Annotated in this window: 8 protein-coding genes; 5 read left to right on the top strand and 3 right to left on the bottom strand. The window is 70.3% G+C overall.

The window, feature by feature from the left end:
* The first annotated feature begins 197 nt into the window (after positions 1–197).
* The gene (locus tag ABS52_07105; protein ID ODT03853.1) at positions 198–2,924 is read left to right on the top strand and encodes a hypothetical protein; all 2,727 of its coding nucleotides are present in this window, start codon (positions 198–200) and stop codon (positions 2,922–2,924) included.
* Between the two features lie 441 nt (positions 2,925–3,365).
* Positions 3,366–6,584, top strand: coding sequence for a hypothetical protein (locus ABS52_07110; protein ODT03854.1), 3,219 nt, complete (start codon positions 3,366–3,368; stop codon positions 6,582–6,584).
* A 72-nt stretch (positions 6,585–6,656) separates the two neighbouring features.
* On the opposite strand, the gene ABS52_07115 is transcribed toward ABS52_07110, so the two are convergent.
* Both ABS52_07115 and ABS52_07120 read right to left on the bottom strand, forming a co-directional pair.
* Entirely contained in the window at positions 6,657–7,898 is a 1,242-nt protein-coding gene (locus ABS52_07115; GenBank protein ID ODT03855.1) for a hypothetical protein, read from the bottom strand.
* Positions 7,898–9,202 (bottom strand): hypothetical protein, encoded by a 1,305-nt coding sequence (locus ABS52_07120; GenBank protein ID ODT03856.1) that lies wholly within the window; start codon positions 9,200–9,202, stop codon positions 7,898–7,900. Before ABS52_07120 ends, ABS52_07115 begins: the two co-directional genes overlap by 1 nt.
* A gap of 148 nt (positions 9,203–9,350) precedes the next feature.
* Between ABS52_07120 and ABS52_07125 the strand changes: the two genes are divergently transcribed.
* Complete coding sequence (locus ABS52_07125) at positions 9,351–10,280, top strand: enoyl-[acyl-carrier-protein] reductase (GenBank protein ODT03857.1); 930 nt, start codon at positions 9,351–9,353, stop codon at positions 10,278–10,280.
* A gap of 22 nt (positions 10,281–10,302) precedes the next feature.
* Here ABS52_07125 and ABS52_07130 read toward each other — a convergent pair whose 3' ends face one another.
* Entirely contained in the window at positions 10,303–11,463 is a 1,161-nt protein-coding gene (locus ABS52_07130) for a hypothetical protein (GenBank protein ODT03858.1), read from the bottom strand.
* 215 nt (positions 11,464–11,678) lie between these two features.
* Between ABS52_07130 and ABS52_07135 the strand changes: the two genes are divergently transcribed.
* Complete coding sequence (locus ABS52_07135; GenBank protein ID ODT03859.1) at positions 11,679–13,937, top strand: folate hydrolase; 2,259 nt, start codon at positions 11,679–11,681, stop codon at positions 13,935–13,937.
* Between the two features lie 38 nt (positions 13,938–13,975).
* A complete protein-coding gene (locus tag ABS52_07140; protein ID ODT03860.1) occupies positions 13,976–15,652 on the top strand; it encodes a dihydroorotase in 1,677 nt (558 codons plus the stop codon).
* The last annotated feature ends 60 nt before the right edge of the window (positions 15,653–15,712 follow it).

Raw genomic sequence — 15,712 nt, forward strand, 5'->3', positions numbered from 1 at the left:
GTTTGCCGGGATGTCCGAGCCATTCGAGCGACTCTCTTCGCGCCGCATTGCGCAAAGCCGGCGCTCCGACAGTCATGACTCCGTCCCCGGTCAACCCTTGAGCTTCCGCGCACGGGGGGCGATGCTGAACGGACTGCTCCACGCCTGCGCCCGGATGCCGCGGGCGCGCCCCGCGTCCCGACACCCCGAGGCTCCCCGTGCCACGAGGCCGCGCCCCCTTGGTGATCGCCATCGCGATCGCCTTCGTCGTCTTCATCCTCGCCCCCACCCTCGCCGGCTTCTTCGTCGACCTCTGGTGGTTCCGCGAGGTGGGGTACGACGTCGTCTTCGTCCGGACCCTCGTCACCCGGCTCCTCCTCTTCCTCGCCGGCGCGCTGCTGGCGGGGGCGATGATGTACCTCAACCTCACGATCGCCCTCCGCGGCGTTGCCCCCGAACCGATGGTGGTGCAGGCGGGGGACTCGGTCCGCACCATCGATGTCGGCGCCGTCGGGCTCCGGATGCGCCGCCCCATCGCACTCCTCTTCGCCTTCTTCACGGGCATCGGCGTGAGCGGGACGTGGAGCACGGTGCTGCAGGCGATCCACGGGACGTCGTTCGCCGCGCAGGACCCGGTGTTCGGGCGCGACATCGGGTGGTACGTCTTCACCCTCCCCGCCATCGCGACGCTCCTCGCCGTCCTGACGAGCCTCGTCGTCTTCACCCTGTTCGTCGTCGTCCCCACCTACTTCTTCCGCCGCGACATCATCGTCCTCCCCAACCGGCTCCGCATCGAGCCGTCGGCCCAGTTGCACCTGGCGATCCTCCTCGCGGCCTACTTCGTCCTGGCCGCGCTCCGCCTCTGGCTGGTCGACAGCGCCGCCCTCCTCCAGTCGACGACCGGCCCGCTGGTGGGCGCCAGCTACACCGACCTGCACGCGACGCTCCCCGCCCTCCGCGTCTCGGCGTTCGCCGCCGTGGCGGCGGCGATCCTCCTGGTCGTCGGCGCGCTCCGGCGACAGCTGGGGTGGTTCGGCTTCCTCGCGATCGGGAGCTACCTCCTGGTCGCGGTGGTGGGGCGCGGGGTCGTCCCGGCGCTCGTCCAGAAGCTCGTCGTCGCCCCGACGGAGCTCACGCGCGAGACCCCCTTCCTGGCCCGCCACATCGAGGCGACGCGCCGCGCCTGGGGGCTCGACCGCGTGGAGGTGCGCGACCTGGAGGGCGAGCCGAACCTGACGATGGAGAAGATCCGCGCCAACGCCGCCACCATCGAGAACGTCCGCCTCTGGGACCGCGGCCCCCTGCTGCGCACCTTCGGCCAGCTGCAAGAGATCCGCACCTACTACGACTTCGTCCAGGTGGACGACGACCGCTACTGGATCGACGGGCGCTACCGGCAGGTCCTCCTCTCGCCGCGCGAGCTCAACGTCGCCTCGCTCCCCACCCGCACCTTCATCAACGAGCACCTGACCTTCACCCACGGCATGGGGCTCACCATGAGCCCGGTCAACCAGGTCACCACGCAGGGGCTCCCGGTCCTCTTCATCAAGGACCTCCCGCCGTCGGCCACCGGGTCGCTCAAGGTCACCCGCCCGCAGATCTACTACGGCGAGATGGCCAACGAGTACGTCTTCACCGGGACCCGCCAGCGGGAGTTCGACTACCCGGCGGGCGACGAGAACGTCTACGCGACCTACAACGGGAAAGGTGGCGTGCGGGTGGGGAACGTCCTCCGCCGCCTGGTCCTCGCGATGCACTTCGGGTCGGCGAAGATCCTCCTCTCGGGCGACATCACGGGCGACAGCCGCATCCTGTACCATCGCAACATCGGCGAACGGGTGCGGAAGGCGCTCCCCTTCCTCACCCTCGACCGCGATCCGTACCTCGTCGTGACCCCCGAGGGGACGCTCAAGTGGATGCAGGACGCCTACACGACCACGTCGCGCTACCCCTACTCGTACCGCGGCCCGGACAACGCCACCTACATGCGCAACAGCGTCAAGGTGGTGGTCGACGCCTACGACGGGACGCTCGAGGCCTATGCGGCCGATCCGGACGACCCGGTGCTCAAGACCTGGAGCGCCGCCTTCCCCGGGATCTTCCGCCCGCTCGCGGAGATGGGCGACGACCTGCGCGCCCACATCCGCTACCCGGACGACCTGTTCCGCACCCAGGCGGCGCTCTACACCACCTACCACATGGACCAGGCGGAGGAGTTCTACCACCGCGAGGACCAGTGGCAGATCCCGGTGGTGAACCCGGGCGAGGAGAGCGTGCCGTACATGCGGCACATCGTCATGCGCCTCCCCGACGAGCCGGACGCCGAGTTCATCTACATGGCGCCGTTCACCCCGCGGGGGAAGGACAACCTGGCAGCGTGGATCGTGGCGCGGAACGACGGGGCAAACTACGGAAAGCTGCGCGTGTACCGCTTCCCGCGGCAGTCGCTCGTCTTCGGTCCGCGGCAGATCGAGAACCGCATCAACCAGGACACCGAGATCGCGCGCCAGGTCTCGCTGTGGGACCAGCGCGGGTCGCAGGTCATCCGGGGCGACCTGCTCGTGATCCCGATCGAGGAGGCGCTGCTGTACGTGCAGCCGCTCTACCTGCAGGCCGAGGGGGGGCGCATCCCCGAGCTCAAGCGCGTCCTGGTGGCGTACGAGAACCAGGTGGTGATGCGCGAGACGCTGGAGCAGGCGCTGCAGGCGCTGTTCGCCGGCGGTGGCGATGTCCCGGTGGCACGCGCCGTCCCGGTCACCCCCGAGGCGGCCGCACCCGCGGGGGCGCCGTCGCAGGCGAGCGCGGCACTCCAGCAGATGCTGCAGGAGGCGCGGCGGCTGTACCAGAGTGCCATCGAGGCGCAGCGCGAGGGCGACTGGGCACGCTACGGCGAGGAGATGCGGCGCCTGGGCGAGCTGCTGGAGCGGATCGGCCGCGAGGAGTGAGCGAACGCGCAGAGCCGCGAACGCGCAGAGCCGCGAACGCACAACGCCGCGAACGCGCGAAGCCGCGAACGCGCGAAGCCGCCCAATCGCCGAGGTCCTGATCCAGATTCGCGCTGACCGGCATCCCGGCTCCCGCCGGGTGCCACGTCAGCGCGCGCTCATCCCTCGACCGTCGCCACCCCCGGGGGAGAACGTCTCTCCGCATCCCTGCGTAGTCTAGAAGGCCCCCAAGGCATCTCCCTCGACTCACCCCCCCACCCCAACCCCCACCTTCGCATGTATTCTCACGTTCGCAGGTCCGGCACTTCGCGATGGCGCGACGTCGCTCGCGCCTCCCTCGCGGCTGCCCTCCTTGCCTCGACGCTGACGCCCCTCGCGGGCGGCGCCCAGGCGCGCCCCGCCGGCGTTCGCGCCCAGGCCCCGCTTCCACCGCTCCCGGCGATGACGGTCGACTCGTCGCTCTTCAACGCGCTTCGCTGGCGTGAGGTGGGACCGGCGCGCGGCGGGCGCTCGGTGGCCGTGGCCGGCTCGGCGCAGCGCCCGCTGGAATACTGGATGGGGACCACCGGCGGTGGCGTCTACAAGACCACCGATGGCGGGATGAACTGGCAGCCGGTCACCGACCGCTACTTCGGCGGGACGATCGGCGCCATCGCCGTCGACCACCAGGATCCCGACGTCGTCTGGGTGGGAGGGGGCGAGACCGACATTCGCGGCAACACCTCCCACGGCGACGGCCTCTGGAAGACGACCAACGGCGGACGCACGTGGCAGATGCTCGGCTTCCGCGACGAGTACATCTCCACCATCCGCATTCACCCGACCAACCCCGACGTCGCCTACATCGGCGTCTTCGGCGATGTCTTCAAGGCGACCCCGAACCGCGGCATCTACAAGACCACCGACGGCGGGAAGACCTTCAGCAAGATCCTCTTCGTCAACGACTCGGCGGGGGTGATCGACATCGCCATGGACGTGACCAACCCCGAGGTGCTCTACGTCGCCATGTGGCAGGCGTGGCGTGCGCCGTGGGGGATGTCGTCGGGGGGCGTGCACTCGGGGATCTACAAGACCACCGACGGCGGCGCCTCGTGGCACAACCTCGTGAAGGAGTCCAAGGGACTTCCGCAGGGGGTCATCGGGAAGGTCGGGCTGGCCGTGTCGCCGGTGAACCCGCGGCTGGTCTGGGCGCTCATCGAGCACGACTCGGGGGGCGTGTACCGGTCGAGCGACGCCGGGGCCACTTGGCAGTACATCAACCGCGAGCGGAAGCTGCGCCAGCGCGCCTGGTACTACTCGCAGATCTACGCCGACACCAAGGACACCAACATCGTCTACGGGCTCAACGTCGGCTTCTTCCGGTCGAATGACGGCGGGAAGACGTTCCCGGCGTCGATCAACCCGCCGCACGGCGACAACCACGACCTGTGGATCGCCCCGAACGACAACCAGCGGATGGTGCAGGGAAACGACGGCGGGGCGAATGTGTCGTTCACCGCGGGACGCACGTGGACCGACCAGGAGTTCCCGACGGCGCAGTTCTACCATGTCTCGACCACCAACGAGTGGCCGTACAAGATCTGCGGGGCGCAGCAGGACAACTCCACGCTCTGCGGCCCGTCGCGCAAGCAGGGGACCATCGAGATCTCCGACTGGTACGACGCGGGCGGCTGCGAGTCGGGGTACATCGCGGCGCACCCGCTCAAGCCCAACGTGACGTTCGCCGGCTGCTATGGCGGCAACCTCGATCGCAAGGATCGCGAGACCGGCTTCACGCGCGACGTGACCGTGTATCCGCGCAACCCGATGGGGCACTCGTCCGAGGACATCAAGGTCCGCTTCCAGTGGACCTTCCCCATCGTCTTCTCGCGGCACAACCCGAACGTCCTCTACGCCGCCGGTTCGCAGCTCTTCCGTTCCACCAACGAGGGGGAGAGCTGGACCGCCGTCTCGCCCGAGCTGGCGCGGCGCGACCCGAAGACCATGGGCCCCTCGGGCGGCCCGATCACCAGGGACCAGACCGGCGTCGAGACGTACGGGCTGATCTTCGCCTTCGACGAGTCGCCGGTCACGCCGGGGCTTCTCTGGGCGGGGACCGACGACGGCTACATCTGGATCTCGCACAACAACGGGGTGAAGTGGGAGAACGTGACGCCGAAGGACATCGGCGACTTCACCCGCATCAGCATCATCGAACCGTCGCGCTACGCGGCGGGGACGGCGTACGTGGCGGCCAACCGCTACGCGCTGGGCGACAAGCAGCCGATCTTCTACAAGACCACGGACTACGGCAAGACGTGGGTGAAGATCGTCAACGGGATCAAGCCCGATCACTTCGCCCGCACCATCCGCGAGGATCCCGTGCGTCGTGGCCTCCTGTTCGCGGGGACCGAGCGCGGCGTGTACGTCTCGTTCGATGACGGGCAGGACTGGCAGTGGCTGCAGAAGAACCTCCCGCTCGTCCCCGTGCACGACATCGCCGTCAAGGACAACGACGTGATCCTGGCGACGCACGGGCGGTCGTTCTGGGTCATGGACGACATCTCGGCGCTCCGGCAGTACCAGCCGGCCCTCGCCGACAAGGGGGCGCACCTGTTCAAGCCGGCCGACGCCTACCGCACGCAGTGGAGCGGCGGCTTCGGGGGGGGCGGGCGTGGCGGCGCCTCGCAGGTCGGGGCCAACCCGCCCTCGGGGGCCATCGTCTACTACACGCTCAAGTCGCCCAACCAGAAGGTGACGCTCGACTTCATGGACGCGAAGGGCGAGGTGATCCAGTCGTTCACCAGCGAGCTGGACCCCGACGCGGCCGCCGACAGCGTCCGCCAGGAGCAACTGCGGGCCGCGCGCCTCGATTCGCTGGTGCGCGCCGGCGTGCCGCGCGACAGCGCCACGCGCCTCGTGCGCGCCCCGGGCGCGCCGGGAGGCGCCGGCGGCTTCGGCCGCGGCGCGCGCCCCCGCGTCCCCAACCGCGCGGGGCTCAACACGTTCTCGTGGAACCTGCGCTACCCCGACGCGGTCTCGTTCGACAACCTCATCATGTGGGCCGCCAGCACCACCGGCCCCGTCGCCCCGCCGGGGACCTACGCCGTGAAGCTGACGGTGAACGGCGAGAGCCAGTCGCAGCGCTTCCTGGTCAAGAAGGACCCGCGCGGCACCGCGACCGACGCCGACCTGCAGGAGCAGTTCCGCCTCCTCATCGCCATCCGCGACAAGACCACGGAGGCCAACAATGCCGTGCGCATGGTGCGCAACATGCGCTGGAACGTGAACGACCGGACCGGCAAGCTCCCGGGGGACAAGGTCGGCGAGTTCAGGACCATTGCCGACGGGATGATGAAGGAGCTGACCTCGGGCGAGCAGGAGGTGTACCAGACGCGGAACGAGTCCAACCAGGATCCGCTCAACTTCCCCATCAAGCTCAACAACGAGATTGCCGGCGTGGCGACCTACGTGGGGCAGGGCGAGTATCGCCCCACCAAGCAGGCCTACGCCGTCTTCGAGGAGTTGAAGGTGGAGCTCGACAAGCAGCTCAAGGCGATCAAGTCGTCGATGGACACGAACCTGCCGAAGCTGAACGCGATCCTGCGCGCGGCGGGGCTGGAGGAGCTCAAGCCGTCGACGGAGGAGATCAAGCCGAACAAGCCGAACGTGGTGTCTTGATCGGCTAGACGGGCGACGGGAGAGGGGAGACGGGAGGGGGCCCGGCCGGGTGGCCGGGCCCCTTCTCTTCCCCTAGCCCGGCGCGCTCCTCCACCACCTGAGCTCCCGCGACCGCTCCAGGTCCTCCAGGAACATCTGCTCGGCCTCGGCCCCGATCGCCATGTCCTCGATGATCGCGTCGAGCTCGTAGTTCAGCGCGACCCCCAGGAGGTTGATGTCGGTCGATCCCACGCGCACCCAGCGTCCGTCGACCACGCTCGTCTTGGCGTGCATCATCTCGCCCCGCCACTCCCACACCCGCACTCCGTGCTTCAGGAGCCGCTGGTAGAACGGGGCGATCAGCGTGCGGAGCCACGGGTGGTCGAAGCGGCTGGGGACGAGGACGCGTACGTCGACCCCGTCGCGCGCCGCCCCGGCCAGCGCCTCCACCAGCCCTAACGAGGGAGCGAAGTAGGCGCTGGCGATCCAGATGGACCGCTCGGCGCTCAGCGACTGCATCTGCAGCGCGCGCGAGGCGCGCATGCGCCCGGGCACGCCCTCGACGATCCCCACCAGCGACGGCGGGTCGACCGATGGGTCGAGGTGCGAGGCGCTGGGGCGGCGCACGAGGCGGATCTCCTTTGCGCGCCCCTCGTGGGCCACCGTCCACATGCGGTCGAACGACTCGTGCATGTCGGCGGCGGCCGGGCCGGCGATGCGGACCGCCGTGTCGCGCCACGGCGACCGGCGGCGCCGGAGCACGCCGTGCTTCCACTCCTTCCCCACGCCGATCCCCCCCGTGATCCCCGCCAGCTTGTCGGCCGCCACCAGCTTGCGATGGTCGCGCGGGAGGAGCCCGCCCCAACGATGAAAACCCGGCGGGTTGAAGATCTTCACCTTGACCCCGGCCCGCTCCATCACGCGAAAGAACCGGTACGGCGTCCCCATCCGCCCCACCCAGTCCACCAGGAGCCGCACCTGCACCCCGCGCATCGCCGCCTGGATCAGCGCCTCGCGGAACCGTTCCCCCACCTCGTCGTCGCGGAAGATGTACCCCTCGAAGTCGAGCCGCTCGCGCGCCTCGTCGATGAGGGCGTGCATCGCGTCGAAGGTCGCCGGGCCATCGCGGAGGAGTTGCACCCGGTTGTCGCAGGTGACGTCGGCCGCCGCGATGCGCCACAACCCGCGGGCGAAGGTGCGCGTGCGCTGCGCGGTGGCGAGGAGGGGCGGCCGGGGCTCGACCCGGGGCAGGGCAGGGAAGCCGCCCGCGTCCACCTCGCCGGCCTCGCGCTCGCCGCCATCGGGGGTGAGGGCCACCTCGCCGTCGCCGCGCATCAGCGCTCGTACTCGCGCGACATCACCGGGCGCAACAGCACCCGCGCCAGCAGGGCCCCGATGGCCAGCGACAGCGCCACCAGCAGCATCTGGAATCCGGTCTGGATGGCCCCGTTCACGTTCTGGTCGAGGAGCGACCCGAAGCTCAGGAAGCCGATCGTCCCCGGGACCAGGAGCACCGTGGCCGGCTGCTGCAACACCACGTACGGGAGGCGCAGCCGGCGGGCCAGCAGCGTCCCGAGCGCCGTCGCCGTGAAGGCGCCGACGAAGGCGCCGGCGGTGGTCCCGAAGGCGTTCCCGCTCACGTACGACGCGAATGACGTGAGGATGCAGATGAGGATGATCCAGACCGTGTCCTTGCGCCTGGCGTCGAACAGGTGCGCCAGCGCGAGCCCGGCCGCCAGCGGCGACAGGACGCGGATCCACGCCGGGATGCTCCCCGCCGAGGGGAGCACCAGGCGCACGTCCCGCGACATGTCCACCGCCTCCACCCCCACCACGACCCCAACCACCAACAGCAGCAAGGTGACGACCGCCGACAGGAATCGCCCCGACCCCGCCGTCCAGTGCCCCTCCGCCAGCTCGCTCATCGACACCGTCAGCCGCCACCCGGGGAGGAGGATCACGACCGAGGCCACGATGACCGGGACGGGGCGCACGATCCCGATCCCGAGCCGGTGGAACCCGAACGCCGCCGCCGAGGCCAACGCCGCCAGCATCACCGTGGCCAGGGGGGCCAGCCCCTGCCGCCCCCCCACCAGGTGCAACACGATCCCCACCATGGCGCCGAGCAGGGCCACGAGCCCCAACTCGGTGCGGTCGGCCCGAAGGAGGAGCGCCGCCGATGCCGTCAGGAGCGCCCCCGCCCCGACGTCGAGGAGGACCGATGGCTTGGCGCGCCATGCCAGGAGCGTCGTCAGGCGCTCGGCGGCGTCGCGGGGCGAGATCTCGCCCCCCACTACACGCTCGAGGACGCGGTGCAGCGCCACGGCCCGCGTGTAGTCGGGCGACGAGGCGCGGACGCGGATCACCTCCGTCCAGCTGCGAGCCCCCTTGGACAGCGTCATGAAGATCGACGTCGCCGTCGCCGTGCAGTCGGCGGTGAAGCCGAACCGGCCCGCCAGGAACTCGAGCGTCTCCTCGGTGCGGGCGGGGATCTCGTCCACCGCCGCCTGGGCGCGCGCCGTCACCGCGATGAAGTGGACCACGTCCTCGTCCGACGTCGGCTCCGCCGAGGGGGGGGCCTCGTAGAGCGCCGTGAGCGAGAGCGGAGTGGGGGTGGCGATCCTGGCGGGTGTGGTCATGTGGACGACGGGAGGTCCCTCACCTTAGCGCCGCATCGAATGCCGGAGAAGGGGCGTGTTCCCGCCCCCCGTACGCGCACGCCGGTTGGGGAGCGGGGGTTCGTGCGACGTCTTGCGACACCCCCCCGGACAAGGCGATATACCCTGCATGCTCTCCATCGACCTCACCGGCAAGCGCGCCCTCGTGGCTGGCGTCGCCGACGACAACGGCTTTGGGTTCGCCATCGCCAAGGCCATGGCCGAAGCTGGCGCCTCGGTGTGCGTGGCCACCTGGCCCCCCGCGCTCAACATCTTCCGCAACCTCCTGGACCGCGGCAAGATCGACGACTCCCGCCGGCTCTCCAACGGCGAGCTGCTGCAGTTCGAGCGCATCTATCCGCTCGACGCCGCGTACGACACGCTCGACGACGTCCCCGAGGACATCCGGACGAGCAAGCGCTACAAGGAGGTCGGCGACTTCACGATCACCGGGATGGCTGCCTCCGTCGCCGCCGACTTCGGGCAGGGGGGGATCGACATCGTCGTCCATTCGCTGGCCAACGGCCCCGAGGTCAGGAAGGCGCTGGTCGACACCTCGCGCAATGGCTACCTGACCGCCATCGGCGTCAGCGCCTACTCCCTCACGTCGATGGTGCGGTCGCTCGCCCCGCTCATGGCGCCGGGCGGGTCGTTCCTGTCGCTCTCGTACCTGGCGTCGGAGCGGGTGGTGCGCGGCTACGGCGGCGGGATGTCGACCGCCAAGGCGGCGCTGGAGGCCGACACGCGGCAGCTGTCGTTCGAGGCCGGGCGTCGCTGGGGGGTGCGGGTCAACACCATCTCGGCCGGCCCGCTCGCCTCGCGTGCCGCCAGCGCGATCGGGATCGTGGAGAAGATGGTGAGCTACTACCGCCTCAACGCCCCGCTCACCGACGACCTCAGCGCGATGGAGGTGGGGCACACGGCGGCCTTCCTGGCCTCGCCACTGGCGAGCGCCATCACCGGGGCGACGATCTACGTCGACAAGGGGTACCACGCCATGGGGATGGCGGTGGCGATCCCGCAGTGGATGAAGGACGAGGAGGCGGCGCAGGGGGGGTGAGCCCCCGCTCCGCCCGACGTGCCTAGTGCCGCCTCGCGCTCGAATCCGGCACGAACGTGAACGGCAGCTGCACCACCTGCTGCACCGTGATCCCCTTCCGCATCGCCGGGACGAACTGCTGCGTGCGCAGCGACGCGCGCACCGCGTCCGCGAAGGCCGGATGACTCGCCGTCACCACGTTGAACGTGTCCAGGTTCACGTCGCCCTGCGCGTCCACTACGAACTCGGCCAGCACCCGCCCCGGGACCAGGTTCTGGTACAGCGAGTCGGGATACACGGGGCGTGACAGCTGCGACGAGTCCACGCGCGCCTGCTGGTCCACCTGGTCGGCCGTGAACACCGAGAACTGCTGCACCAGCTGGGCGATCTGCGCCGCGGGCGAAGGCTCTCCCTTCTTCCGCTTCTTGGGGCGCAGCTCGCCCTGCCGCGACCAGAGGATGATGGTCCCGCACGCGCTGCTGAGGTTGCGGTTCCCCTGGAACTCGGCCGGGACGCCTGCTGCCCCGTTGTAGATCTCGATCCCCTCGAACGAGCGCGGGTCCACCGCGTCGAGGTCGAATTCTCCGGCGTACAGCGGCGAGCCGTCCAGCCAGGTGAGCGGCGCGCACCGCGACCCGCGGAACCGCACCGCCGTGTTGAAGCCGCGCGTCTCCACCCGCGCCCCCGGCACCATGCGGAACAGGTCCGTCATGTTCATCGGGTTGCGTTTCTCCACCTGCTCGTGCGTGATGAAGGTCCCGCCGCCGCGCGACATGCGCTGGTAGAAGCCCGCCATGCGCCCGGTGAGCTCCTTGCGCCCGAGGACCACCACGGGGGTCAGCTCCACCGCCAAACGCCGCAGCCGGATCTCCGCCGGGACGCTCTCCCCGGCCAGGACGTTCACCGTCACCGAGTCGGGGCGAAAGCCGATGCGCCGGACGTGGATCTTCAGCTGTCCGGCGTTGGCCTTGGTGAGGACGAACTCCCCTCCCGCCCCGCTCTCGCCGCGCATCGGCGAACCGGCCACGGAGACCTGCGCCCCTTCGATGGGCGTGCCTGACGAGTCCCGGACCGTCCCCTTCACCCCCCCCGTCCCGATCGCCCCTTCCTGCGCATCGGCGCTCGCCGTGAAACACGTGAACAGCGCCGCGACGGCAACCGATGACCGGCGCGAGACGGTGTGGATCGGACGGTGGTACCTCACGAGAACCTCCCCCGCCGTGGCGGGTGCGCAGCATCCTGGGGGTGATGGCTGGCAGGCAGCAGTCATCGTACCCCTCTGGACGAAGAAATGCACCACCGGCAAGTTCGGTTGCCAGTTCCGCATCTCCCGATAAACCCGGATATCCTCCGCCCGATTCGCGATCCGTCCCTGCCCCTCCACTCCGGGAGAGCGGGGCGTAACTCACGAGGCTCCACATGCTTCCCGGCGTCCGCCGCACCCTCCTCCCGGCCACCCTCCTCGCCCTCTCCCCCCTGGCCCAGCCGCAGGACGGAGGGGCGCTGCGCGGCTTCACCCCCGAGTCGGCCCGCACCCAGCGGGAGTGGGAGGCGAAGTTCCGCGCCCTCCCCGACACCGCTCGCCTCCGCGCCTACATGCGCCGGCTCTCCGCCCGCCCGCACCACGTGGGGTCGGCGTACCAGAAGGAGAATGCCGACTACCTGCGCGAGCTCTTCGCCAGCTGGGGGTGGGACGCGAAGCTCGAGCGCTACGACGTCCTCTTCCCCACGCCCAAGGTGCGGCGCCTCGAGCTCCTCGGCCCCAACCGCTACGTCGCCCGGCTCGCCGAACCGGCACTGAAAGACGACCCCTCGACGGCGTACACGTCGGAGCAGCTCCCGACCTACAACGCCTATTCCGGTGACGGCGACGTGACCGCACCGCTCGTCTACGTCAACTACGGCGTGCCGGCCGACTACGAGGAGCTCGAGAAGCACGGGATCTCGGTCAAGGGGGCGATCGTGATCGCCCGCTACGGCGGCTCATGGCGGGGGATCAAGCCGAAGGTCGCCTTCGAGCACGGCGCCGTGGGGTGCCTCATCTACTCGGACCCGCGCGACGACGGCTACGCGCAGGGCGATGTGTATCCCAAGGGAGCGTGGCGCCCGCGCGATGGCGTGCAGCGCGGCTCCGTCCTGGACATGCCGGTTGCGCCTGGCGACCCGCTCACCGTGGGGCACGGCGCCACCCCCGGGGCGCCGCGCATCGACCGCAAGGACGCGGCGACGATCATGAAGATCCCGGTCCTCCCCATCTCCTACGAGGACGCGCAGCCACTCCTGGCCGCCCTCGCCGGCCCGGTGGCCCCCCCGTCGTGGCGCGGGGCGCTCCCCCTCACCTACAAGCTGGGCCCCAGCGCCGCCAGGGTGCGCCTGGTGGTGCAGAACGACTGGAAGCTCACCCCGGCCTATGACGTGGTCGCCACGCTCCGGGGGAGCACGACCCCCGACGAGTGGGTGGTGCGCGGGAACCACTACGACGGGTGGGTGAACGGCGCCGAGGACCCCATTGCCGGGATGATCAGCGTGCTGGAGGAGGCACGCGCCATGGGCGAGCTGTACAAGCAGGGGTGGCGCCCCAGGCGCACCATCGTCTACGCGGGATGGGACGCCGAGGAGCCGGCGCTGCTGGGCTCGACGGAGTGGGCCGAGGACCATGGCCCCGAGCTCAGGGAGAAGGCGGTGGCGTACATCAACACCGACGGCAACGGGCGTGGCTACTTCGGCGCCGGCGGCTCGCACTCGCTGGAGTCGTTCATCAATGAGGTGACGAAGGACATCGAGGATCCGGAGACCGGGCTCTCGGTCTGGAAGCGCTCGCAGGCCGCGCTCGTCCGGAACGGGAGCGCCACCGAACGGCGCGAGGCGCGCGAGCGCGCCGATCTCCGCATCGAGGCGTTGGGCTCGGGTTCCGACTTCACCCCGTTCATCCAGCACCTGGGGATCGCCTCGCTCAACCTGGGCTATGGCGGCGAGGATGGGGGCGGGATCTACCACTCCATCTACGACACGTGGCAGTGGTACGAGCGCTTCAGCGACGGCAATTACCTCTATGGGCGCGCCCTGGCACAGACGGTGGGGACGGCGGTGATGCGCCTGGCCAGCGCCGACGTGCTCCCGTACGGCTTCAACAACCTGGCCGAGACGCTCCGCGGCTACGTGACCGAGATCAAGGGCGTGCGCGACGACCTGGCGGCCCGCGCCGCCGAGCACAATCGCCAGCTGCAGGACGGTGTCTTCGCGGCGACGAACGACCCCAAGGCGCCCCTCGCGCTCCCGTCGGCGAAGTCGCTCCCGCCGCACCTGAACTTCGCCCCGCTCGACAACGCGGTCGACTCGCTCACCCGGGCGGCGGCCAGGTACGAGGCGGCGTTAGGCGCAGCGCTGCGTGGCGGAGCATCACCTTCGGCGATGGCGCGGGCCAACGCGATGCTGAAGGATGCCGAGCGCATGTTCGCCGACGACGCCGGCCTCCCGCGCCGCCCCTGGTACAAGCACCTGCTGTACGCGCCGGGCTACTACACGGGCTACGGCGTCAAGACGCTCCCCGGGGTGCGCGAGGCGGTGGAGCAGGAGTCGTGGGACGAGGCCGCGCGGGAGGTCACGCGCCTGTCGGCGGCCATCGAGCGCGGGGCGGGGCACGTCGCGAGGGTGTCCGCCACGCTGGAGGGACGATGAGCGGCACCCGCTGGATCGCCGTACTGGCTGTCGCAGTCATGGCGTGCGGCCGGGCGCCGTCCCTTGCCCTCACCCCCGACCGCGGCCCCTACGACGTCATCATCGAGAACGGGCGCATCGTCGACGGCTCCGGCAATCCCTGGTTTGCCGGCGACCTCGCCATCACGGGCGACCGCATCGCCGCCATCACCATCGCCGGGGGGTTGCGCCACGCCTCGGCGAGGGAGCGCGTCGACGCCAGCCACCGCGTCGTGGCGCCGGGATTCATCGACATCCAGTCGCACTCGTGGGACCCCTTCCTGTGGCGCGACGGGCGCGTCGTCTCCAAGGTCACGCAAGGGGTCACCAGCGAGATCCTGGGCGAGGCGACCACGCCGGCCCCCTCCAACGACAAGGTGGAGGCGCTCGAGGAGATCGACCGGATGGCCCCCCGCCGCGCCGAGCTGCAGCGCGCCTTCCGGGGGACGCACGGCTTCGGGGCCTGGCTCTCGGCCATGGAGCGCAACGGGATCTCCGTCAACGCCGGGTCGTACCTGGGCGCCACGACCGTGCGCGCCTACGTGATGGGGCAGTCGCCGGGCACGCCCGACGCGACGCAGGTCGACACCATGCGCGCCGTGGTCGCCAACGCCATGCGCGACGGCGCCTTCGGGATCTCCACCGCCCTCATCTACCCGCCGGGCTCGTACGCCGGCACCGGGGAGCTGGTCGAGATGGCGAAGGCCATGGCCCCCTTCCAGGGGGGATACATCACCCACATGCGCTCGGAGGACGACTCGCTCTACGAGGCGATGGACGAGGCCTTCCGCATCGGGCGCGAGGGAGGGGTGCGCGTCGACATCTATCACCTCAAGGCGTCCAACCGTCGCAACTGGGGCAAGGCCCCGGGGATGGTCGCGAGGATCGACTCGGCGCGTGGCGCGGGCCTCGACGTGGCGGCGACGATGTACCCGTATCCCTTCTCGGGAAACAACCTGGGCGAGTGCTTCCCCGACTGGGCCGCTGCCGAGGGGAAGTTGTTCGACAACCTGCGAAATGCAGACACGCGCGCGCGCATCGTGCGCGAGATGACGGACATGAATGGCGCGCCGCTCTGCCAGCTCGAGGGGCCGTCGGCGTACATGATCGCCGGCTTCGAGAAGCCGGAGCACCGGCCGTACGAGGGGAAGTTCCTGGGCGACATCGCCGCCGCGATGAACCGGCCGTGGGCCGAGGCCATCATCGACCTGATCCTCGCCGAGGGGCACGATCTCTCGAAGATCAACTTCACGATGTCCGAGGAGAACGTGCGCATGCAGCTCAAGTCGCCGTGGGTCTCGATCGGGACCGATGCCGGCGGCGTGGATCCGGACAGCGCCACCGGGATCGTCCACCCTCGCGCCTACGGGAGCTACCCACGCATCCTCGGGCGCTACGTGCGCGAGCAGAAGCTCCTGACGCTGGAGGACGCCGTGCGCCGCATGTCGTCCGCCGTCGCCTCGCGCCTGGCGCTCCGCGACCGGGGCTCGCTGCACCGGGGGATGTATGCCGACGTCATCGTCTTCGACCCGGCGACGATCATCGACCTCGCGACGGCGGAGAAGCCGCATCAGTTGAGCCGGGGGGTGGAGCAGGTCTGGGTGAACGGCGTCCGTGTGCTGCGGGATGGACGCCACACCAACGCCAAGCCGGGTCGGGCCCTGCGCGGCCCCGGGTGGGACGGATCGGTGCGATAGGGGCGGGGGCGACGAGCTACTGGTCGGGGGCACCACGGTTGGTCCACGCCCTCCCCCCGT

Source organism: Gemmatimonadetes bacterium SCN 70-22 (assembly GCA_001724275.1).
Lineage (GTDB): Bacteria > Gemmatimonadota > Gemmatimonadetes > Gemmatimonadales > Gemmatimonadaceae > SCN-70-22.